The sequence below is a fragment of the Bacteroides luhongzhouii genome (assembly GCF_009193295.2).
In the GTDB taxonomy this organism is placed as follows: domain Bacteria; phylum Bacteroidota; class Bacteroidia; order Bacteroidales; family Bacteroidaceae; genus Bacteroides; species Bacteroides luhongzhouii.
Map to the genome: position 1 here is coordinate 1,985,186 of NZ_CP059973.1, position 23,461 is coordinate 2,008,646.

The window sequence follows — 23,461 nt, forward strand, 5'->3', positions numbered from 1 at the left end:
ATTCTGTTTTCTTTTGCCTCTGTCAAAGAACGATTCTTTCAATGCAAATATACACTTTACTTGTGACAAAAGCAATCTTTTTCTACATTTAATCGACTTACAGTCAGCCTTAAAGAGGGTATCTGGTCTCATTCCATCTTCTTCCTCAAAAATAACATAGCAGTCTAAATTGGTTTATGTATGGGATAGGTCTTGTTCATTCGATCCGGTAGACTACTATACATAAAAGTATAAAGGCGAGATACGACAAGGAGATGCCATGCTTTTGTGTAAGGGGAATCTCTCTTAGCTTATCGCAGACCATGTATAGCTAAGTGTTTTGAGAATAAACAGTCTGTAAAAAACGGAAAGACACCGATTATGGGCCGTATCACCATCAATGGAACCCAAGCCGGTTTCAGTTGTAAGAAAGAAGTGTCCCTCGCTTTGTGGGACGTCAAAACCAACCGGGCCAAAGGCAAGTCCGAGGAGGCCCGTACACTCAATCAGGAGCTTGACAATATCAAGGCGCAAATCACCAGGCACTACCAGTACATCTGCGACCACGACAGTTTTGTTACAGCCAAGAAAGTCTATAACCGCTATGTCGGCTTCTCAGAGGAATGCCACACCCTTATGAACCTTTTCAGGGAACAGCTGGAACCGTATAAAAAGAAAATCGGCATAGAGAAAGCCGAAAGCACCTACTGCGGTCTGGTTGCCGATTACAAGAGTCTCCTGCTTTTCATGAAAAGCAAGAAGAATGCAGAGGATATTGTCATCGAAGAACTTGAGAAATCATTCATCGAGGATTACTACAACTGGATGCTCGGTACATGCGCTTTGGCAAACTCCACTGTCTTCGGGCGTGTCAATACCTTGAAGTGGCTGATGTATATCGCGCAGGAAAAAGGCTGGATACGGGTTCATCCGTTCGCATCATTCGAGTGTATGCCCGAATACAAGAGGCGTTCTTTCCTTTCCGAAGAGGAACTGCAAAGGATAATCCATATAGAACCGAGATACAAACGCCAGCGTGCCATGCGCGACATGTTCCTGTTCATGTGCTTCACCGGTCTTTCCTATGTGGACTTGAAAGCCATAACATACGATAATATCCATACCGACTCCGACGGCGGTACATGGCTGATGGGCAACCGTATAAAAACGGGAGTGGCGTATGTCGTAAAATTATTGCCCATTGCTATCGAACTGATTGAAAAATATAGGGGTACGGATGAAAAGAAAGACTCCCCGAATGTGTCTTTCCGGTAGGTGAATACAATGCCATGCGGCTCAGTCTTGGAATCATAGGCAGGAAATGCAACTCCGGGGCGAGGTCACCCCGCACATCGGACGCCACGCATTTGCCGTTCTGGCCATACTCAAGGGGATGCTGCTGGAAACTCTTCAGAAAGTGTTTGGGCATAAGTCCATCACATACGTCCTGCGCATCCATTCACTTGTCCGGCGCAGGCGGGGCAATCTTTTTCTGGAAGTCGCCCATCTGTACGACCAGCGTGCTGACCAGCTTTCTCAACTCCTAATACGCGCTTGTTTCAATAATTGTCAGTTCCATACTAAAATTCTTTTTAAGATTCTGAATATGCGACAAAGTAACGCACATCCTATATCCTTTCCAAACAGATAATATCAGAGTCTTCCGTTGGCGTGCATTGGCGTATCCAACGTTAAAAGAGAAGGTCCTTCACCTGCATCCATGCGGCAACGGAACTTCCATTCCCTTACTTGTTTTCCATAAATTTATAGGATTAATTTCTGGTGCATGATATTAATAGTCATTATTCTGTCTGCTTTTTTTGCTTGCATAATTGCAGCTAACAGTTATCTATTCCAGAACGCATTGTTATGGAAAATGGCAAGCTGTTTTGTTGGTTTATGGATATTGTGTATGATAATTACCGTCTTCGTTTGTCGTAAACTTGAATGCTCTAATTAAAACAGTACGGTTGTCATGCTTTGTGTGTTTTATTATAAATATTATGAATTATTTGGAATTGATATGTAATATAGATAATTTTGCAGTCGGGAAATGGTTTCGGGAGGTTTACGCCTTCCGAATGAAAAGGGAACCCGGTGAAAATCCGGGACAGTACCCGCTGCTGTGAGTCCACAAAAACGGACATCGAACTTTTGCCACTGGTGTAATACCGGGAAGGCACGATGACCGGGACGAGTCAGAAGACCTGCCATGACCGGAATGAGATTTACACCTGCGGGATATACGGGTCGTAATCAAATAAGGAATAGCTCATCGGCCATTCAATATTTGAAGACAGACATATTCCCGTTCGTGTAAGTCCGCACGAACGGGAATTTTTTGTGTTTGTTAATAATATGTTTTACATTAAAATGAGTGACCTATGAAAAGAAAATTACGCTTTCTGGCAGGTGCCTGTCTATTTACCGCAACCGCCTTGTTCTCTGGCTGTAGCTCGGACGATGACTTTTTGATGGACCCGGTTGATTCCGGAACTTCGCAAACCCGTGCTGTGACAAATTCGGACGGTACTTTAACTATCACTTTCGATGATTTCGATCCCGGCATGTTAGCAGGACCTACCTCGGCCGGAGAAAATCTTTATTCGTACCAAGGGTATCCTCAAGTAACCACCATTTACGACAATACTCCGGAAGAATATCTCTTCCTTTCAATGTTTAATACTGTAGGTGGAAGCACAGAGTATTCCAGCGGCGGCATCGCACTTTCCAACTGGAACATCCGCTCCAATCAGTCGGGAAATACCGGAGACTGGTGGTATTCTTATCTAAACCAATGTTCTGTCTATAACACTGCGGTGGAAGCGGAAGGACAGAATAAGGAAGCCGGGCACAGCGGTTCCAATTTCGGTGTCGTTTACGGATATGTGGATGCTTACAATCAGGCATGGATGGCTAAACCAGAATTTTATTTCAATGTTCCCCGGAAATTGGTCGGCCTGTGGATCTGCAACACCTCATACACTTATGGTGTCATTACTTATGGTAATCAGTTCGGTTCTACGGGGGTAGCGACTCCTCTGAAAGAGATGAAAGGGTATTTCCAAGTGAATCTGGAATGTTATGATGCGAATGGCGGTCTGATCCGCACTTACAAACGTCTTTTAGCCGATTATCGTAACGGCCAACAACAGGTTGATCCTATCACGACATGGGATTATTGGGAAATCAATGCCGAAGGGGTGCAAAGTGTGAAATTCAACTTCGAGGGTTCGGATTCGGGAGCATACGGTTTGAATACTCCGGCTTATATCTGTATTGATGATATCACCATACAATAAAAAGAATACAAGGATATCCCTTCTGTCGGGGGTATCCCTGTTATTTTTCTAAAATCCACACATCATGCATCGTTTTCACTATTTTATTATTTCTGCCTGTATGCTGTTCACCTCCTGCAACAAGGATGAAGTCATTACCGAAGAAGTAGGAGGACAACCTATAATAGAACTTGACAGCGAGACCGGTATTTACACGGTCAAGGTCGATCACGAATTGACTATCGCCCCGACATACCAGAATGTTGAAGATGCTCTTTTTGCTTGGACGATAGACGGTACGCTGGTTTCTTCGGGTCCGTCTCTTCAACGTACATGGAATGAATGCGGGGATTTTTATGTCAAACTAAGAGTAGACAATGCGGAAGGCTATGCCGAAGAGGAACTGAAAGTAGAAGTGAAAGAACTCACCCCTCCGGTCATCTCACTGGCACTACCTTCGCAGGGGCTAAAAGTCGTCCGGAATACCGATTACACATTTACTCCCGATATTCAGCATTCGGATGTCGAAGGGTTCAAAATCGAATGGGTACGGGAAGGAAAAATCGTTTCCACCGAGAATACTTATACTTTCAATGAAAAAGAACTCGGTGTTTATACGGTGACAATCAACGCTTCCAATATAGATGGGACAACAACGAAAGACGTAAGCGTAGAGGTCGTGGAAACGATGCCCTACGTTGTCAAATTCCCGACCCCGTCTTACCTGCAAACATCCACGGACAGGTACACTTTTGCCGACCGTCCTGTTTTCCTGCGTCCGTTGTTGGAGTATTTCGACAATCCCCGTTTTGAGTGGAGTGTGGACGGTCAGGTCATGGAAGGAGAAGTGGAACGCATGTTCAAGTTCACGCCGTCCGCACCCGGAGAATACACCGTCTCCTGTACTGTGTCGGAAGACACACCGACGGAAAAAATAAGCAGGAATATCGACAAAGGGAAAACGGCTGTCACTGCCACCGTAAAAGTCGTTTGTGTGGACAAAAAGGAACAAGACGGCTTCCGGGCTTCGGGAAGTTCCAAGCTCTGGAATAAAGTCTATGAATATACCCCAGCTCCCGGCCAATTTATCAACGAGACGAGCACGATAGGCGGTATGACCGGCAACGAAACATCCCCTGAAGCGGCTGTCGCATGGGCAACACAGCGTTTGAAAGACAAACTGCACGTCTCTTTAGGTTCTTTCGGGGGTTATATCATCGTCGGCTTCGACCACAGTATTCCCAATTCGGGTAACCAATATGATTTCTGTGTTCAGGGGAACGCCTTTGACGGCAGTTCCGAACCGGGTATCGTATGGGTCATGCAAGATATAAACGGAAACGGATTGCCGGATGACGAGTGGTACGAACTGAAAGGATCTGAAGCAGGCAAGGAAGAAACAATACAGAATTTTGAAGTGACCTATTACCGTCCGGAAGGCAAAAAAATGGATGTCCAATGGATCAGTTCCGACGGTAGAAACGGCTGGGTAGACTATCTGTCCGCTTATCATACACAAGACTATTATTATCCGGCTTGGATTTCGGAAAACAGTTATACCCTGACAGGCACTTGTCTGGCCGCCCGCAACACCCAAGATTCTCAAACCGGTTATTGGGATAATCAGAGTTATGACTGGGGGTACGTGGATAATTTCGGAAACGACCAGATAGAAGGCGGCAGTACGGTGGATGGAAGCGGACAAAGGAACGGTTTCAAAATTTCCAATGCCATCCATGCCGATGGAACGGAAGCCAATCTGCAATATATTGACTTTATCAAAATACAATGCGGTGTTCTGGCCAAAAGCGGCTGGCTGGGCGAAGTTTCTACGGAGGTATTTTCTTTTGAGGATCTAACCAAATAATAAAAATTACAAGTATGAAAATTTATTTTCTTCCCATGCTCCTATCCTTGTTCTTTTTGGGAGCGTGTGACAAAAACGATGAAATTATACCTGAAGATGCAGATGAAAATTTCATCACATCGGTCGTGATGACCGTGGACGGGAAATCGTACACGGCCGACATTACGGACAATACAGTAACAATAACCGTTCCCTATACGGTATCGCTGAACAACGCCGAAGTGGAATTCAAGTACACAACTTCTGCAACAATCATACCTGATCCTGAAACGGTAACGGACTGGGATAACGAACGAACCTTCCGGGTGACATCCTATAACGGAGATGCCCGCGAATATACCTATAAGGTCGTGAAAAGCGAGATAGAATCTGACGGAGATGTGGAGTTGAAGACCACCGAGGAGGTAGCTTCTTTTGCCGCAACCAAAACAACCGTTGTCAAAGGGAACCTGATTATCGGCTCTGATGCGGAAGAGGCAGAAAAAATCACTGACATATCTGCATTGGCATCTTTGAAAGAGGTTACTGGCAACATTGTCATTCGTAACAGTTACAACGGTGCAGACTTGACAGGGTTGGATAATATCGTTTCTGCCGGAGGTTTACAGGTAGGTTCGACCGATGTCGCCTCGAAAGCTACGGAACTTCACATGATTTCCATGAAAGCATTGGAAACGCTCTCCGGAGACATATCGGTATATAACGACCAAGTGACGTATGTCCTATTCGAGAAACTGGCAACTATTGAAGGAAGCGTGATGTTCAATGCGTCGTCGTTACAGAGTTTTGAGTTTCCGGTTCTGACTACTGTAGGTCAGGATCTGAATCTTCAAGGACTCAATGAAGAGAACACAGCAGCCGGTTCGATTGCGTCTTTGGAAATACCGGAACTGACAAGTGTCGGAGGGGTCTTGTCCGTAAACAATCTTGCCAAGCTGACTTCCATGAGCTTCCTTAAGCTGAAAGAGACCGGTGGCCTTGATTTCCATACCGTCCCCGTGATGTTGGAAACCATCAACCTTCCGGAAATCGAAACAGTAAACGGAAGTATTATTATGGAAGCCAATATGGAAGCTCCTCCTACCGGTAGTTTTGTTCCCCAACGAAATGACGTGCTTCAGGCTTTCGGTGGAATGGACAAACTGACAACGATAAAGGGACAGATAAAGATAAAGAATTTCACGGCACTCAAACAACTTCCCGACTGGAGCAAGATCACCACACTTGGAAGCATCACGCTGGATTATCTTGAAGATGTGAGCGGAACACTGCTGTTGCCGAACGCCCGATTTGAAACCTTCGGAGAAACAGCGCCCCAGATTGAAATTATAAACAAGGTGCAGCTCTCCAAAATTGAAACAGCCGAAGATTTGTCAAATGTAAATTTTGTCATCACCAGTCTCACGAATAATAAGTTCCCTGAAATCACGTTCAAGAATATCAAAGACTTCACTTGTAAGCCAACCACCAACAATACCGATTATACCATATCGACAATTCAACATGTATATGGAAATCTAAATGTGACAGGCCAAATGCGAAGCAATGCCAAATTTCCCGACTTGGAAATCATAGATGGATATGGATATATCCAAATACCCATGTTTGCTTCAATCACAATGCCAGTCTTGAAAGAAGTGGGAGGACAGTTCTATTTATCTGGAAATTTTACCAGTTGTAACTTGCCCTTACTATCCAAAGTTTGTTGTTCAGCTTCTCCTGTATATTATAAAGAGGGAGAGGGTTCGTTAGCAATATCTTTACAAAGTAAATCGCTGGATATTCCGGAATTGCTTCACGTAGGAGGTGAAGGGTTGTTCGTTAATAAAGCAACAGGCATTACTTGTGATAAATTACAGACTATAGATGGTACGCTACAGATAAAAAGTGCGACTTCTCTTTCTCAGGAAACACTTTCCATGGAGAAGTTGGAGACCTTGCATGGGGTTGTTTTTGACGGTTTGACGAAATTTACCGACTACACTTTCTTCGGCAAGTTTATAGAAAACGGAATGATTACGGGGGAAAGTTGGAGCGTGACGAAATGTGGGTATAACCCAACCTTCCAAAATATGAAGGACAAACAATATACGCAGCAGGATTAAACCTTATACCTTAACCAGAGTACCCGTAATGATTCGGGTACTCTTTTTTATCCGAATGACAATGAGCAGAACAATACAACGGATTTGCCTTTTTCTTTTCTGCCTGCCAGTTTTCGGCAGTTGCATGAAATGGGATTACGGAGAGATGGAAGATTTCTCTGTATCGGCCTCTGGTCTTTTCATTACCAACGAGGGGAATTTCCAGTACAGCAATGCCACGCTTTCCTACTACGATCCCGCCACGTGCGAAGTGGAGAATGAAGTGTTTTACCGTGCCAACGGGTTCAAGTTGGGCGATGTGGCCCAGTCTATGGTTATCCGGGACGGTATAGGCTGGATCGTGGTGAACAACTCGCATGTGATTTTCGCCATCGACATCAATACTTTCAAGGAAGTGGGCCGTATCACAGGTTTCACCTCACCCCGGTATATCCATTTTCTGTCGGATGAGAAAGCCTATGTGACGCAGATATGGGACTACCGTATCTTCATCATCAACCCCAAGACATACGAGATTACCGGCTATATCGAATGTCCAGACATGGACATGGAATCGGGTTCCACCGAACAAATGGTACAATACGGCAAGTACGTCTATGTGAACTGCTGGTCGTACCAGAACCGCATCCTGAAAATCGACACGGAGACGGACAAGGTCGTGGACGAACTGACCATCGGCATACAACCTACTTCGCTGGTCATGGACAAATACAACAAGATGTGGACCATCACGGATGGCGGTTACGAGGGCAGCCCATACGGTTACGAGGCACCGTCTCTCTATCGTATAGACGCCGAGACTTTCACCGTAGAGAAACAGTTCAAGTTTAAGCTGGGCGACTGGCCTTCGGAAGTCCAGCTCAACGGTACACGGGATACACTTTACTGGATCAACAACGATATTTGGCGAATGCCGGTGGAAGCCGACCGTGTTCCCGTCCGGCCTTTTCTGGAGTTTCGGGACACCAAATACTACGGCCTTACGGTCAATCCCAACAACGGGGAGGTATATGTGGCCGACGCTATTGATTACCAGCAACAAGGTATCGTGTATCGCTATTCGCCGCAAGGCAAGCTGATCGATGAATTTTACGTGGGAATCATTCCGGGAGCTTTCTGCTGGAAATAACGAGGAAGGAGGACAAAAATGAAAAGACATCTTATTCTATTGTTCGTGGGGGTAAGCCTGCCCTTTCTGCTTGCCGCCCAGCAGAAAAATTCCGTCAGCATTACCAAAAGGGTACTACGTATTCCGGAGGTTACGGTGGTGGGCAAACGACCTATGAAGGATATAGGCGTGCAACGAACCCGTTTCGATTCCATCGCCATGAAAGAGAACATCGCCTTGTCTATGGCCGATGTGCTGACATTCAACTCATCCGTTTTTGTCAAGAACTACGGACGCGCCACGTTATCCACCGTGGCTTTCCGGGGTACCTCTCCCTCGCATACCCAAGTGACGTGGAATGGTATGCGCATTAACAACCCGATGCTGGGCATGACGGATTTTTCCACCATCCCTTCTTACTTTATCGATGATGCCTCGCTGCTGCACGGAACGTCATCGGTAAACGAAACGGGCGGCGGCTTGGGTGGTCTGGTCAGGCTCTCCACTTCTCCGGCCAACCATGAAGGGTTCGGGTTGCAGTACGTGCAGGGAGTGGGGTCGTTCAGCACGTTCGACGAGTTTCTCCGCCTGACCTACGGTGACAAACACTGGCAGTCCTCCACCCGTGTGGTGTATTCCTCTTCCCCCAACGACTACAAATACCGAAACCGGGACAAGAAGGAAAACATCTATGACGAGGACAAGAACATCATCGGTTCCTATTACCCGACGGAACGCAACCGCAGCGGGGCTTATAAGGATCTGCACGTCTTGCAGGAAATTTATTATAACACGGGCGAAGGCGACAAGTTCGGGCTAAACGCCTGGTATATCAATTCCAACCGGGAACTGGCGATGCTCAGCACGGATTACGGGAACGACATGGACTTCGAGAACCGCCAAAGGGAGCAGACGTTTCGCGGCGTCCTCTCGTGGGATCGCGTGCGGGAGAAATGGAAGGTCGGTGTAAAAGGCGGCTATATACACACATGGATGGCCTATGATTACAAGCGGGACAAGGGAAACGGCGAAATGGCTTCGATGACCCGCTCACGCAGTAAGATTAACACGTTCTACGGAAGTGCGGACGGGGATTATGCTCCTTCAGAGAAATGGCTGTTCACGGCCGGTGTTTCCGTACACCAGCATTTGGTGGAAAGCGCGGACAAAAATATCATCTCGCAGGAAGGTAACAAGGCTGTTGTCGGGTATGACAAGGGACGTGTCGAGTTTTCCGGTTCCGTTTCTGCGAAATGGCGGCCTGTCGATCGTTTTGCCGCCTCGCTTGTCCTTCGCGAGGATATGTTCGGTACGGAATGGGCCCCGGTTATCCCGGCTTTCTTCATCGACGGGGTACTGTCGAAAAAAGGCAATATCGTGGCGAAAGCATCCATCTCCCGGAACTACCGTTTTCCCACGCTGAACGACCTCTATTTTCTGCCGGGCGGTAATCCCGACCTGAAAAGCGAGCACGGCTTCACATACGACGTGGGGTTGTCGTTCTCGGTGGGGAAAGAAAATGTATATGCTTTGAGCGGTGGTATCAACTGGTTCGATTCGCACATCGACGACTGGATCATCTGGCTACCCACAACCAAGGGATTCTTCTCCCCCAGAAACCTCAAAAAGGTACATGCTTACGGGGCAGAGACCAACGCCCACCTTGATATAATGCTCGGAAAGGACTGGAAACTGGATATGAACGGAACTTTCTCGTGGACTCCCTCGATCAACGAGAGCGAACCGATGAGTCCGGCAGACCAATCCGTCGGCAAACAGTTGCCATACGTGCCGGAGTTTTCCGCAACGGTGACCGGACGTCTGTCATGGCGGACATGGAGCCTGCTTTACAAATGGTGTTATTACAGCCAGCGTTATACCATGTCGAGTAATGACTATACCCTGACGGGCTATCTGCCCCCTTACTTCATGAATAACGTGACACTGGAAAAACAGCTCTCTTTCCGATGGGCCGATCTGTCGCTAAAGGGCAGCATCAACAACCTGTTCGATGAAGAATACCTTTCCGTATTGTCCCGTCCCATGCCGGGCATCAATTTCGAGATATTCATCGGCATAACACCCAAGTTCGGAAAAAACAAAAATAGTAAACGATAATCTGCATCAATATGAACGCATTAAAGAATTTAAGCCTGATTTTGTTGCTTTCTCTGGCATTTACAGGCTGCCACAACAAAAGCTCAAAAATCAATGATTTCAACCTGCTGCTTTATGCTCCCGAATATGCCTCCGGCTTCGACATCAAAGGGGCGGGCGGGAAGGAAAGCGTACTGATAACCGTCAGGAATCCCTGGCAGGGAGCGGACAGTGTAACCACATGGCTGTTTATCGTCCGCAACGGTGAAGAGGTTCCCGAAGGGTTTGCAGGACAGGTACTCAAAGGAGACGCCAAACGTATCGTGGCGATGTCTTCCACTCATATCGCCATGCTTGACGCAATCGGTGAAGTCCGGTGTATAACCGGCGTTTCGGGAATCGACTACATTTCCAACCCAGACATCCAAGCCCGCCGCGACAGTATTGGCGATGTCGGCTATGAAGGGAACATCAACTACGAGTTGCTGCTCTCGCTCGATCCCGACCTCGTTCTGCTCTATGGGGTGAACGGCGCAAGCGCAATGGAAAGCAAACTCGAAGAACTCGACATACCGTTCATGTATGTCGGCGATTATCTTGAAGAGTCGCCTCTCGGCAAGGCCGAATGGATGGTAGTGCTTTCAGAAGTCACAGGAAAACGTGAGAAGGGTGAAAAAGCCTTTGCCGCAATCCCGGTCAGATACAACGCCTTGAAAAAGAAAGTGGCCGACAGTACCCTCGGCACTCCTTCGGTTATGCTTAATGTTCCCTATGGCGACTCGTGGTTCATGCCTTCAACCCAAAGTTATGTAGCCCGCTTGATTACTGATGCGGGAGGCCGCTATATCTACCAGAAGAACACGGGAAACGCTTCTATCCCCATTGACTTAGAAGAAGCATATCTGCTCGCGTCGGATGCGGACATGTGGTTGAACGTGGGAATGGCGAACTCCCTTGACGACTTGAAGGCATCATGTCCGAAATTCACCGATACCCGATGTTTCAAAAATGGAGAGGTGTATAACAACAACGCCCGTACCAACACAGCCGGGGGTAACGACTATTACGAGTCTGCCGTCGTGAATCCTGACATCGTGCTCCGCGACCTCGTGAAGATATTCCATCCTGAACTGGTGCAGGAAGAGTGTGTGTATTACAAGCAACTGAAATAGATGCGTTCCCGTTCGACTATATTATTCTCCATATTGATTACGCTCACGGTCGGTCTTTTTTTACTGGACTTGGCCGTGGGAGCTGTCAACATTCCGATCCGCGATGTATGGGCAGCACTGACCGGGGGAAATTGTTCCCGTGCCACGGAAAAAATCGTACTCAACATACGCCTCATAAAAGCTATAGTGGCACTGTTGGCCGGGGCTGCCTTATCGGTCAGCGGTCTTCAGATGCAGACCCTCTTCCGTAATCCTCTTGCCGGTCCCTATGTCCTTGGCATCAGTTCCGGTGCAAGTCTCGGTGTGGCACTTGTGGTACTTGCCGGGATCGGTTCATCAATAGGCATTGCCGGAGCAGCGTGGGTGGGTGCGGCTGTCGTGTTGCTCGTGATAACTGCCGTCGGACAGCGAATAAAAGACATCATGGTAATCCTGATTCTGGGCATGATGTTCTCATCGGGCGTAGGTGCTGTCGTGCAGATATTGCAGTACCTCAGCAAAGAGGAATCGCTGAAAGCCTTTGTCATTTGGACGATGGGGGCTTTGGGTGACGTCACCTCCGGACAACTTCTGATTCTTGTTCCATCGGTGTTTGCCGGACTGCTGTTGGCTGTACTGACCATCAAACCGCTTAACCTCCTGCTGTTCGGAGAGGAATATGCCGTAACAATGGGACTGAATATTCGGCGTTCACGCAGCCTGTTGTTTCTCTCGACAACGCTGCTCGCCGGAACGATAACCGCTTTTTGCGGTCCGATAGGTTTCATAGGTCTCGCTATGCCTCATGTCACAAGAATGCTTTTCCAAAATAGCGATCATCATGTCCTTCTGCCCGGAACAATTCTTTCGGGAGCATCGATATTGCTTCTTTGCGACATCATTTCTAAAATATTCACCTTGCCGATCAACGCCATTACAGCTCTATTGGGAATCCCAATCGTCGTATGGGTGGTTTTACGCAACAAATCCATCACCGCATGATAGAATTACAGCATTTTTCCATAGGTTACAAAGAAAACTCGTTGCTCCACGAGGTAAATGCCACGATAAAAAAAGGTCAACTGACAGCCCTTATCGGAAGAAACGGGACAGGAAAATCGACGTTGCTCCGCGCCATAGCCGGTCTGAACCGGTGTTATTCCGGAAAAATCATTCTCGACGGGCACGACATCGCCTGCATGAAAACCGAAGATATGGCAAAAACGCTGGCTGTCGTCACGACCGAGCGCACGCGCATCGCCAACCTGCGGTGCAAGGATGTCGTAGCCATAGGCCGTGCTCCTTATACCAACTGGATAGGTAGGATGCAAGAAACAGATAAGGAGATAGTCATGCAATCGCTCATTTCGGTGGGAATGGAGGCTTATGCAAACCGCACGATGGATAAAATGTCGGATGGCGAATGCCAGCGTGTGATGATTGCTCGTGCATTGGCACAGGATACTCCTATCATTCTCCTTGATGAACCGACTTCCTTTCTTGACATGCCTAATCGCTACGAACTTGTGGCGTTGCTTCGTAGGCTTGTCCACGACGAGAAAAAATGTATCATGTTCTCGACACATGAACTTGACATCGCGTTGTCCATGTGCGATTCGATAGCATTGTTAGATACCCCGAATTTAAGTTGCTTGACCGCGTCTGAAATGCAGAAAAGCGGATACATTGACAGACTTTTCCAAAATGAAAACATCCGTTTCGACTCCTTATGCGGTACAATGATTTTGAAACAATGAGTATATACACTGTAGAAAATTTTACTTCAGACATCACTGTTGAAGGATACATCGCCGAATTCCGTGACGAACCACATTTTCTTGAACTTTGCAAACAATGTACCAATTACGGTAAAAGTTGGGGGTGTCCTCCATTTGATTTTGATACGGAATCGTTTCTCCGACAATACAAGTATGCACATCTTATGGCAACGAAGATAATCCCTGAAGACAAAGATATTCCGATTGAATATACACAAAAACTCATTTTACCGGAACGGATACGAATCGAGAGCGAATTATTGGATATGGAACGGAAATATGGAGGGCGTTCATTTGCCTATATAGGTAAATGTCTTCACTGCTCAGATAACGAGTGTACGCGTAACTGCGGCACACCATGCCGACACCCGGAAAAAGTGCGTCCGTCACTCGAAGCCTTCGGATTTGACATAGCCAAAACGCTTTCTGAACTTTTTAACATCGAACTTCTTTGGGGAAAGGATGGCAAATTACCTGAATATCTTGTTCTCGTAAGCGGATTTTTTCATAATGAATACGAACTTTGCAACATAGCATACTAATGATTCGGACATGAAATAAACAGACAAACTAACCACATTCGGTTCAATCTGTTTTGTGATTTCAAATGAATTATAATTAGATATGTAAAAAGCGACGCTGGAGCTTGAAATAAGTAACGGTTTATCGGTGTATTCTCCGTTAAACCGTCCTGTTTTCGTTAAACGAAAACACAACTTGCTGTCCGCAGGAGCGGACCACATTTATCCAATAATTATTGTGTATTAGCCCATTGTATGGCTATTCTCCTGTGATTTACGAGGCATTTCCATCAGGTGTTTGCCGGCTGCTCTCCCCATAAAAGGGTGGATATCTCTCCATAATCATATGACTTACGTCCATAATTCGGGAATAAGGAGGCGAATATACGGGAAATCTGCCCTTTACATGCCCTATTGTCCATTAATGGATTGTTACTTCTACACATCTACAAATGGAGAGCGGCAGTGAGCCGTATATGGTTTATGGTTTTTCTGCATTATCTTCATTAATGGATTACTACTTCTACACTTCTGCAAATGGAGAATGTAGCCGTGTACACCTTATGGTCTTCCTTCATAATTCTCCATTAACGGATTAATACTTTTACACTCCCATAGACCGATAATTTAAGAATCCGTATCCGGACGGATGCGCGCTCTCACGCCTGCCCATAAGGATTAAAAAGGAACGGTGGACAAGGAAACGGAATCCCGCTCGCTTTTCCACACCACTACGGGCCTCTGATGTCGCCTCCGCATAGGAAGAACCGTCCGAACGGAACGGCATCTCCGTCCCCCCCGTCATGTGTATCATGACAATAACTGACTTTGGATGACTATAAGTGACAGGTGGTTTCATCCTGTTCTCTTCTTCCTTTATTTTGTATTCCGAGACAATACCAGTTGTGTAATTTAATAATTTAAGATTTTAAAATATGGATTCAGAAAAGGAAAAGAACCGGCTTTCCGATATCGTTCTCGAGAGGGTCGGACTCACGGGGAACCTTCTGTCAGCTCCCGTTTCCCCATCCCTGGAACCAGTGGTGGAGATACCAAGTCATGGAAGTCAGGTCCGGGCAGGGAAAGTGACAGGTCCGGAGGAATACAAGAGGAGGTTTCTGGTTCCCGCTCCCAGAGCCGCTGAGTGGAAGACCGCCTACATTGATGGGAGACTGCACCGCCGGATCGCCATGCTGGTCAGGGCCGCCGGCTGCGGCAGCATCTCCGGTTTTATCATCCGGTTGTTGGAACTCCATATGGAGGAACACAGGGAGGACATCGCCTCCCTGCTCGGTGAGGTCTACCGTCCCTGGGATGAGGACGGACAGCCGGGAGGAACACCTCGCCGATAAAACGTTGTCATTGTCCAAGAAGGCATATCATGACAGGAAAGAACGTAAAAGAGCGGATTGGTCTTGGCGGGATGGACGCGGACCGCATCCGTGAGATCATGGGGGAAGCGCCTGCCTGTCCCCGGAAGAGACGTGGAACGTCCGGTAACGACATTATACGTCCCGCAAGGAAAAATGGCCCCATGCAACCGTCCGTCTACGGGGAGGAATACCTGCATGGCATTGCGGGCGTGCAGCGTCGGTCGCTGCATATTCCCGCCGCCCTGCACCGGAAACTGTCCATCCTGGCGGGAGCCTCGAGAAACGGAAAGGTCACTCTGGAGGGGTTCATCAACCACCTTGTCTCGCGGCATCTGGAAGAATACAGGGAAACGACGGACATGATTCTGGAGGAGTCCCTGCCCGGCCCGGTCATAAAGGCTCGTCCCCCATGACAGGGGATCTCCCCCGATGGGAGCATTATTTTTGTTTCTGAAACAATAGTGTTTAACTTTTAATGAAAAAGAAGTATGATGAAAAAAGAAAAAGAGTTGTTGGTTGCCATCGCCAGCCAGAAGGGTGGCGTGGGAAAATCCGTCTTTACGGTACTGCTGGCCAGTGTCCTGCATTACCGCAAAGACGTGCGTGTGGCGGTTGTGGACTGTGACTCCCCGCAGCACAGCATCGCCCTGATGCGTGAGAGGGACATGGAGAATGTCATGAAAAATGACGACCTGAAGGTGAACCTGTACCGGCAGTACGAAAGAATCCGTAAGCCTGCCTATCCGGTCATCAAAAGCGACCCGGAAAAGGGGGTGGAAGACCTGCGGCGTTATATGGACGAAAAAGGGGAGACTTTCGATATCGTGCTCTTCGACCTTCCCGGAACGCTCCGCAGCGAGGGGGTGGTTCATACCGTTGCCGCGATGGACTATATCTTTGTCCCGCTCAAGGCGGACAATATCGTCATGCAGAGTTCCCTGCAGTTTACCAAGGTGCTGGAAGAGGAGCTGATCGCCAAGGGGAACTGCAACTTGAAAGGAATCCGGCTGTTCTGGAACATGGTGGATAGAAGGGGACGGAAGAATTTGTATGATGCCTGGAACCGGGTCATCCACAGGATGGGGCTGCGGCTGCTGTCCTCACACATTCCGAACACCCTCCGCTACAACAAGGAGGCGGACCCTGTCTGTAAGGGTGTCTTTCGTTCCACGCTGTTTCCACCCGATCCCCGTCAGGAGAAAGACTCCGGCCTTCCTGAACTGGTGGAGGAGATATGCCATGCCATCGGTCTGGAGGAATCCGATACCGAGCGGTAGCGGATGATAGGATACAGACACCTTGAATAAGGGCTTTTAGCCTAAGATAAAGTAAGATAATTGCATGATAATAAGTTTTTTACAGATGTGACTTCTCCTATAAAAGCATTACCTTAGTAGTGTAATGTGCGCCAAGAGGTCACACAAGTAATTGTTCAGCATCGTGTCTGAACCTATTGTTCCATCAATAGTAGCCTGAAGAGGCGTACGTGACTGGCAACGGTCGGGTGCGAAGCTCTCTTGACAACGACGTTCCAACCTAAGCATCATAGGCGAAGAATGTCAAAGCTGACTGATATGAGTAACCTAAGTGAATCGCCGTACCATCGTGACTATGAATTAGCTCACGGATATTTATGGGCCATTCCAAAAGGCAAGCAGTCAGGATAGTACGCTGTTACATCGTGCTACACGGATGTCGCACTGCTGGTGGATAGGCGGAGTCTAAGTCGGTCGTCAGTTATTTGTGCGAAACTTGGTAAGCCCGTATCTCTCCCGTCAGCCAATAACCGATGGGTGGCCAATTGTAAGAGCGGCCGAATGAGGTGCGGGTAAAGGATTGTGGAGAAAGCGAATGCCATGGTGTAATGCCCTGGATAAAGGTTTCAACGTCACCCTACGCGAAAGCGGGCAGACTTCCACAGGGTAATTCTTTGTGAAACGAATTGTAGAACTTCAAGTATAAAGAAACAGCAAAGGAACAAGGCGCAAGCCGAGTGTGCATCTTCAGCCGGACGCAAAACCGTGTGGAAAGGAATAGACTTCGCACGATGCGAACGTAAGGTATCAATCGTTCACTGACTGCTATGTTCGGTATTAATGCAGACTGAATCCTTAATCATTTATCCAAACTCTTGAAATATCAAAGCCTGATTTAAGTGCAGATAACTGATAGAGTTTGGATAAATGGAAAGTTTGAATAAAATACATTATTATCAATTTCTACAGATATTTTTCCTTGCGCTCACACCCCACTGCATATTTGAGAAAACAGAATGATTTAACATACTATTTTTCATATCCAATCTTTTTTAATACTCCCCATGATAATACTCACTATAAAAAGTCCAATCGAATAATTTTACGCGGTGATAAATGAAATTAATAGAAAGCGATTACCTTTGAAGAAAAAGTCTGTAATTTGGTCAAGAGAAAAGTACAATAGGTCAAAACATGGATATTATAATTCGCTTTATTTGCACTACCATTTTAAATCTAATTGTATTAATCCTTATTATAAACTTTAATATCTGCACTATGAAGAGAAAAGTACTATTAAGCACATTGTTTCTAATACTACATTTCACTGTAGCATTAGCACAGCAAGTAACTATTTCAGGGCAAGTGTTGGATGAGAAGAGTGAACCTCTTATCGGTGCCACGATAAATATCGAAGGTACCACCAATGCAGTAATCACCGATTTAGAAGGAAAGTTCACGATAAAAGTACTTCCTTCTGAAAAACTGGTCATCAGTTATCTGGGATATAAGCCCAAAACTATCACTATCGGAAAGAACCGAAGATTTGATATCATTCTAGACCCTTCAGTCACAGAGATGGATGAGGTGGTTGTTGTAGGCTATGGTAGCCAGCGAAAAAGTGATATTGCAACCGCCGTTGCTTCTGTGAATATAAAAGATATTGTAAACAGTAGTTCTACGCAGACGTTGCAAGCACTACAAGGCAAAATCAGCGGAGTACAGATTATCCCCACAGACGGTTCATTGTCAAGCGGAATGACTTTCAGAATCAGAGGTGTCAACTCCGTCACAGGAGGAACCCAGCCTCTCTTCGTCATTGATGGTGTACCAATGCCTACTCAACAGATCACCAATGAAGATACCGAAACGGTAAACAATCCTCTGCTGGGACTGAATCCAAATGATATTGAATCCAATTTGAATTATTGGAATCCTCGTCCTATCAAAAAGGATAATCCATATTTGACCGTCCAAAGGAAGCTCTCTCCACAGACTGTGGAGGATTTCGCCAATAGACTGTTCATCTACCAGGTAGGAAAAAACAATCATATCGGCTTTCCATTCCGCAAACCCTCCCAGATGGAAATCCTTAACTTTGAAATGAGGAACTATTTTGCAGAGACCAATACCAATTATAAAGCCTTTGCCACGGGTGGTGACAAGGCGCAAAGCTGTTGGATGGCCAATTTTGTTCCTTTTGACAAGGTTACAGACATATATCTCTTTGAATCCGCTATTGACGCAATGAGTTTCTACGAAATAAACCATTATACTAAAGAAACCACATGCGCATTCATAAGCACGGGGGGATATGTCACCAAATCCCAAATAGAGAATATAAGCCGTATATTCCCATCTGATAAGGTAAAGTGGAATTGTTGCTATGACAATGATGCCAGCGGTAATGGTTTTGACATCACCACAGCATATTATCTCAAAGGTGAGGAATGTAAAGCTTTTGCAAGGACCAACACTGGAGACACATATAAGACCATCTATTTAAGTTTCCCGGATGGAAACACACAGACCTTCAAAGAAGATGCATTTTCCTCCGGCGAGTATCTTAAACAACATGGTATAGACAATGTAAATATCATCAAACCTTCACGGTACAAAGATTGGAATGAGCTTCTTGTCTATTACAAAAGATTTGATTTGAACCTGGGTCCAGGAATGAAATTCATCCCGGCTATCGAAAAGACCATATCCCAACTGAATCTAAGAGGATATGAACAATTGGCCAATAGTATCAGTTCTTCCACAAAAGAACTGGTGGATTCTCTGCTTGAGCAAGCCAATTACTGCATTTCCGCACCTCTTGCCGAGAGCGGCGCTTATACTCTTATGGTAGACTGTAATATCTTCATGGGGCTGGACACGATGGTACCGGTACCAAGCAACTTATATGTTATAGAAAAGTGCACGCAAAAAAAGATATCGGCACATGCCATAAATGAATTTCTTAAAAAAGAATATATAAACATTTTTAGAGACATGAGTTCATCTGATTTCAAAAATTTTCTAGAGAAAGACATCCTAACTTATACAAAGGGTGCTGTAGAAAAGAATTTTGAGAAAGTGATATTGACTTTCGGATGGAGCCTTAAACCTTCAATTCTAAAAAAAAAGAGTTTTGACTTAGAACATGGTATATAGCATAACAATACAGCATGATACCATAATAGTAGCTGTTTCAAGCAGACATGTTGTCACAATTCCTGCCAGGTTTAATGGAATGATTCTCGGGCTTTGGAACTTGATACAGATTTTCGTTGCCTACTGTAATGAGAATCCGAATTGGGTGAGTAATGTCCGGTCACTGTGGGGTGACCGATTCAAATAGGGACAGGTATGGAACGGATGCCTATTCATGCCCCTATTATAGCTGACACATGGACTTTTATACATTCTTGCACTTTTTAAGTGGGTAAAAAAGTACTATTTGTATTTTATACAAAAAATTGTTTGCTTAATGAAATGGAACATACATTGCCAATGATATTTAATACCTATATATAGGTATTAGATGCGTTTTTATACCCAAAAAATGGTATTTTTATAATCTTTTGTAATATCTAATTTTGCGTCCTAAAATAGATCTTTTATCGAAGAGAGATACAGTTTCCTTATATTTGAACTGGGGCTTCTGTAAAGTGCGATAAATATGAGGCTGGAACGGAGCTATCAGAAGAATTTTGGAGAAAATCCGTTTTTTAACTTAGTTAGATCTATCAATGAAAATATAAGTATTTATCTGCGTTGTATTAAGATATAGCATATCAGAACTACAACCATCCCGTTTTTTATTTAGATTTGCAGTTTGCTTTTAATCACTCAAGATCCGTATTACTATGTATGGAACTTAAATAAAGTACTAATATATATTGGATTTTCCTAAATATAATGCAGTTGCTATATTGTTAGACAACAGACGGTTGAGGTCTGTGAGATTATGCAACGGCACCAACAAAAACAACATGTATTTTTAATAATTTTAGTTTTGTTACACACAATGGTTTGTTTTAATTTAAAATTTACATATAATTTTGCATTATTAATAAATATGATGTTACTTATGAAAAAAGGTATTTTGGGGTGTAATATTATATACTTGTTTATACTTATTTGCATAGGAATTGCCCTCCCTATCAAATCGCAAAACAATTACAAAGTAAAACTTACAGGCACTGTTTATGAGTACGACCACAACAACAAGCGTTTGCCTTTAGAATTTGCAGCTGTGTCTATTCCTGAAATTGCACTAGGGACAACCTCTGATGAAAATGGTAGATACATACTGGAAAACGTACCTACTGGTAAAATTCGTATGCAAATTCAATATTTGGGCAAAGTCTCCATTGACACCTTAATAAATGTAAATAAGGATTTGGTTCTTAATTTTACAATGAGGAATGAGGATTTTAAGTTGAAAGAAGTTACAGTAACTGCAACCAACAGCCGTTCAGGCAAATCCACATCTTCTCACATTTCCCGCTCTGCTATGGACCATATGCAAGCGACCAGTTTATATGATGTAATGTCATTGATGCCAGGTGGAATTTCACAGAATCAAGATATGAGTTCGGCACAACAGATTAACATCCGTCAAGTTTCCAGTTCCAGTGGTCCGGAAGCTCCGATGAATGCTATGGGCACCGCAATAATTCGTGATGGTGCCCCCATCTCAAATAATGCTAATCTATCTGCGATGAGCCCTACGGTATTAAGTGGTACGGAAACACCCGCTTCATTGGCCGGAGGTGCCTCGCCGGCTGGTGGAACCGATGTTCGTAGTATTTCTACTGAAAATATAGAGTCTATACAAATCGTTCGTGGTATCCCTTCTGTTGAATATGGTGATCTGACCTCAGGAGCAGTAATTATTAATACAAAAGCTGGTCGTGAGCCGCTACGTGTCAAAGCAAAAGCCAATCCCAATATCTATCAGGTGTCTATGGGAACCGGTTTTGAACTTGGAAAAAAGAAAGGCGCTTTAAATGTAAGTGCAGATTATGCTTATAATACGAATAATCCAATATCCAGTTACCAGCACTATCAGCGTGCCACAACAAAGTTGCTCTATTCAAATACTTTCTTTAATAATAAGTTACGTACCAATTCCAGCTTTGATTTTATTTATGGTAAGGATCAACGTGAACGTAATCCTGATGATGAACAAACTAAAACAGCTTCGGAAGGCCGCGATATAGGTTTTACTTTGAATACCAATGGTACATGGAATATAAATAAGGGCTGGTTAAAAACACTACGCTATGTATTGTCAGGTACGTATATGGATAAAGACAGTTATTATGAAACCGTATACAGTTCTGCTACATCTCCTTATTCCATGACCACTACAAACGGTGCGGTACTTAGTAACTTTGCAGGTCAGCATATCTATGATGCCAATGGTAATCAAATTACTAATTTTGGACCGGAAGACATAAATCATTATGCTGTTTATCTACCAAGCAGCTATTTGGGACACTATGAGATCGATAGTCGTGAAGTTAATTTGTTTGCTAAAGTGACGAGTTCTCTATTCAAGGCGAGCGGTCATGTAAACAACCGCATCTTGATTGGTGCGGATTTCCGGAGTGACGGTAACGTTGGTAAAGGAAAAACTTATGACCCAAGTACTCCTCCTTATCGTAGTCAATACGGTCATAATTCATCTTTCCGTCCACGTAACTATAAGGATATTCCTTTCATTAACCAATTTGGTGCATATGTGGAAGATAATTTCAAATGGTCCATAAGCGGTACGCATGATTTGAACATTCAGGCTGGTGTGCGTTATGATCATACCTCAGTAGTAGGAGGCATTTTCTCGCCACGTGTAAATGCATCCATTGATTTGATTCCGAATCTATTAAGTCTTCAGGGAGGTTACGGTATTGCTGCAAAGATGCCTTCTCTTCTCTATTTATATCCAGAAAATGCATATTTTGAATATATCAATATAAATGAGCTTACCAATGAAAATATTCCGGAAAGCCAGCGCTTGTTTATGACTACCACAGAAGTTCGGCAAGTAGATAACTCAGATTTGAAGATTGCCCAAAATCATAAAGCAGAAGTCGGTTTTAATTTACGAGTGGGTAAAACCAATCTGAATGTAATAGCTTATAAGGAGCGTCTGAAGGATGGTTATGTAATGAGCCAAACCTTCAACACCTTCAATACATTTATCTACAATGAATACCAGCGCACAGAAAACGGGATAGAGCTTAGTAGTAGCCTACCGGTATTGTCTACTTATGCAAAACCAACTAATAATTTAAATATAGAAACTAAAGGTTTAGAATTTGATTTGAATATCGGACGTATTGATGCTATCCGTACGGCCTTCCAAATAAATGGCTCATGGATGCGTACTAAGAGTTGGCGTCAGGGTTATAGCTTCTATGACAATAGCGAAGATGCTGCTTCAGCCCGTAAACCGGTGGCCATTTATTCTCAAGAAGGCAATGCAAGTTACAAACAACAATTTGTAACGACTTTACGTGCCACTCACAATATCCCGCGTATCGGTTTTGTTGTTACGATGACAGCACAAGCTATTTGGCAGCAGTCTAATTGGAATACATTTGGAAACGATTCTATACCTGTGGGCTATTTAGCATTGGAAGATGCGTCTGTAAATATGTTTCCCAAGGGGAAATATACCACTACCCAGCAAGTAAAGGATGCAGGATATGGATATATGTTGAATAATGTAAGTCATAATAATGCTATAAAAGAATCATACAGTCCTTATTTTTGTTTTAACTTGAATGTAACTAAAGAAATTAGCAATATGCTACGTGTTTCTTTCTTTGCCAACAATATGTTCAGAAGTTATCCGCGCAGAGAATCCAAACGTAATCCGGGTTCATATATTCAATTGAATAACCGATTTTTCTTTGGGCTGGAATTATCACTCACTTTATAATGTTT

The 23,461-nt window shown here is 44.8% G+C and carries 18 protein-coding genes and 1 riboswitch; of the genes, 16 read left to right on the forward strand and 2 right to left on the reverse strand.

Going from position 1 to position 23,461, the window contains the following annotated elements; genetic code table 11:
* Positions 1 to 360 precede the first annotated feature (360 nt).
* The 11 genes from GD631_RS07145 to GD631_RS07190 all read left to right on the forward strand — a co-directional run bounded on the left by GD631_RS07145 (position 361) and on the right by GD631_RS07190 (position 13,908).
* Positions 361 to 1,254, forward strand: coding sequence for a phage integrase SAM-like domain-containing protein (locus GD631_RS07145; RefSeq protein ID WP_004289225.1), 894 nt, complete (start codon positions 361 to 363; stop codon positions 1,252 to 1,254).
* A 46-nt stretch (positions 1,255 to 1,300) separates the two neighbouring features.
* Positions 1,301 to 1,630 carry a site-specific integrase gene (locus GD631_RS22325; protein WP_004289226.1) on the forward strand — a complete coding sequence of 110 codons (330 nt, stop codon included), beginning with the start codon at positions 1,301 to 1,303 and terminating at the stop codon, positions 1,628 to 1,630.
* A gap of 386 nt (positions 1,631 to 2,016) precedes the next feature.
* Positions 2,017 to 2,208, forward strand: a riboswitch (cobalamin riboswitch).
* 155 nt (positions 2,209 to 2,363) lie between these two features.
* A complete protein-coding gene (locus GD631_RS07150) occupies positions 2,364 to 3,281 on the forward strand; it encodes a DUF4465 domain-containing protein (RefSeq protein ID WP_004289228.1) in 918 nt (305 codons plus the stop codon).
* A gap of 64 nt (positions 3,282 to 3,345) precedes the next feature.
* A complete protein-coding gene (locus GD631_RS07155) occupies positions 3,346 to 5,127 on the forward strand; it encodes a PKD-like domain-containing protein (protein WP_004293827.1) in 1,782 nt (593 codons plus the stop codon).
* Between the two features lie 14 nt (positions 5,128 to 5,141).
* Positions 5,142 to 7,232 carry an SGBP N-terminal domain-containing protein gene (locus tag GD631_RS07160; protein ID WP_004311297.1) on the forward strand — a complete coding sequence of 697 codons (2,091 nt, stop codon included), beginning with the start codon at positions 5,142 to 5,144 and terminating at the stop codon, positions 7,230 to 7,232.
* Positions 7,233 to 7,260: 28 nt separating this feature from the next.
* Positions 7,261 to 8,361 (forward strand): YncE family protein, encoded by a 1,101-nt coding sequence (locus GD631_RS07165; RefSeq protein ID WP_004293828.1) that lies wholly within the window; start codon positions 7,261 to 7,263, stop codon positions 8,359 to 8,361.
* An 18-nt stretch (positions 8,362 to 8,379) separates the two neighbouring features.
* Positions 8,380 to 10,458 carry a TonB-dependent receptor plug domain-containing protein gene (locus GD631_RS07170; RefSeq protein ID WP_004311295.1) on the forward strand — a complete coding sequence of 693 codons (2,079 nt, stop codon included), beginning with the start codon at positions 8,380 to 8,382 and terminating at the stop codon, positions 10,456 to 10,458.
* Between the two features lie 11 nt (positions 10,459 to 10,469).
* Positions 10,470 to 11,609, forward strand: a complete 1,140-nt coding sequence (locus tag GD631_RS07175; protein ID WP_004289233.1) for an ABC transporter substrate-binding protein — start codon at positions 10,470 to 10,472, stop codon at positions 11,607 to 11,609.
* Positions 11,610 to 12,590, forward strand: coding sequence for a FecCD family ABC transporter permease (locus tag GD631_RS07180; protein WP_004311292.1), 981 nt, complete (start codon positions 11,610 to 11,612; stop codon positions 12,588 to 12,590).
* Positions 12,587 to 13,345 (forward strand): ABC transporter ATP-binding protein, encoded by a 759-nt coding sequence (locus GD631_RS07185; protein WP_004289235.1) that lies wholly within the window; start codon positions 12,587 to 12,589, stop codon positions 13,343 to 13,345. The genes GD631_RS07180 and GD631_RS07185 overlap by 4 nt, the downstream gene beginning before the upstream one ends.
* Positions 13,342 to 13,908 (forward strand): DUF2284 domain-containing protein, encoded by a 567-nt coding sequence (locus GD631_RS07190; protein ID WP_004289236.1) that lies wholly within the window; start codon positions 13,342 to 13,344, stop codon positions 13,906 to 13,908. The genes GD631_RS07185 and GD631_RS07190 overlap by 4 nt, the downstream gene beginning before the upstream one ends.
* Positions 13,909 to 14,491: 583 nt before the next feature.
* On the opposite strand, the gene GD631_RS07195 is transcribed toward GD631_RS07190, so the two are convergent.
* Positions 14,492 to 14,701, reverse strand: a complete 210-nt coding sequence (locus tag GD631_RS07195; RefSeq protein ID WP_005829337.1) for a hypothetical protein — start codon at positions 14,699 to 14,701, stop codon at positions 14,492 to 14,494.
* Between the two features lie 121 nt (positions 14,702 to 14,822).
* On the opposite strand from GD631_RS07195, the gene GD631_RS07200 reads away from it, so the two are divergent.
* The 3 genes from GD631_RS07200 to GD631_RS07210 all read left to right on the forward strand — a co-directional run bounded on the left by GD631_RS07200 (position 14,823) and on the right by GD631_RS07210 (position 16,537).
* A complete protein-coding gene (locus GD631_RS07200; RefSeq protein WP_004327094.1) occupies positions 14,823 to 15,239 on the forward strand; it encodes a DUF3408 domain-containing protein in 417 nt (138 codons plus the stop codon).
* A gap of 29 nt (positions 15,240 to 15,268) precedes the next feature.
* Positions 15,269 to 15,673: a DUF3408 domain-containing protein gene (locus tag GD631_RS07205; RefSeq protein WP_004315818.1), complete on the forward strand. Its 405-nt coding sequence runs from the start codon at positions 15,269 to 15,271 to the stop codon at positions 15,671 to 15,673.
* 75 nt (positions 15,674 to 15,748) lie between these two features.
* Complete coding sequence (locus GD631_RS07210) at positions 15,749 to 16,537, forward strand: ParA family protein (protein ID WP_004311277.1); 789 nt, start codon at positions 15,749 to 15,751, stop codon at positions 16,535 to 16,537.
* Positions 16,538 to 16,645: 108 nt separating this feature from the next.
* Here the strand turns inward: GD631_RS07210 and GD631_RS07215 are convergent, their stop codons facing one another.
* Positions 16,646 to 16,807, reverse strand: coding sequence for a hypothetical protein (locus GD631_RS07215; RefSeq protein ID WP_153260286.1), 162 nt, complete (start codon positions 16,805 to 16,807; stop codon positions 16,646 to 16,648).
* Positions 16,808 to 17,794: 987 nt separating this feature from the next.
* Here GD631_RS07215 and GD631_RS07220 point away from each other — a divergent pair.
* Both GD631_RS07220 and GD631_RS07225 read left to right on the forward strand, forming a co-directional pair.
* Positions 17,795 to 19,675 (forward strand): carboxypeptidase-like regulatory domain-containing protein, encoded by a 1,881-nt coding sequence (locus tag GD631_RS07220; protein WP_004327093.1) that lies wholly within the window; start codon positions 17,795 to 17,797, stop codon positions 19,673 to 19,675.
* A gap of 910 nt (positions 19,676 to 20,585) precedes the next feature.
* Positions 20,586 to 23,456 (forward strand): TonB-dependent receptor, encoded by a 2,871-nt coding sequence (locus GD631_RS07225; RefSeq protein ID WP_004311273.1) that lies wholly within the window; start codon positions 20,586 to 20,588, stop codon positions 23,454 to 23,456.
* The last annotated feature ends 5 nt before the right edge of the window (positions 23,457 to 23,461 follow it).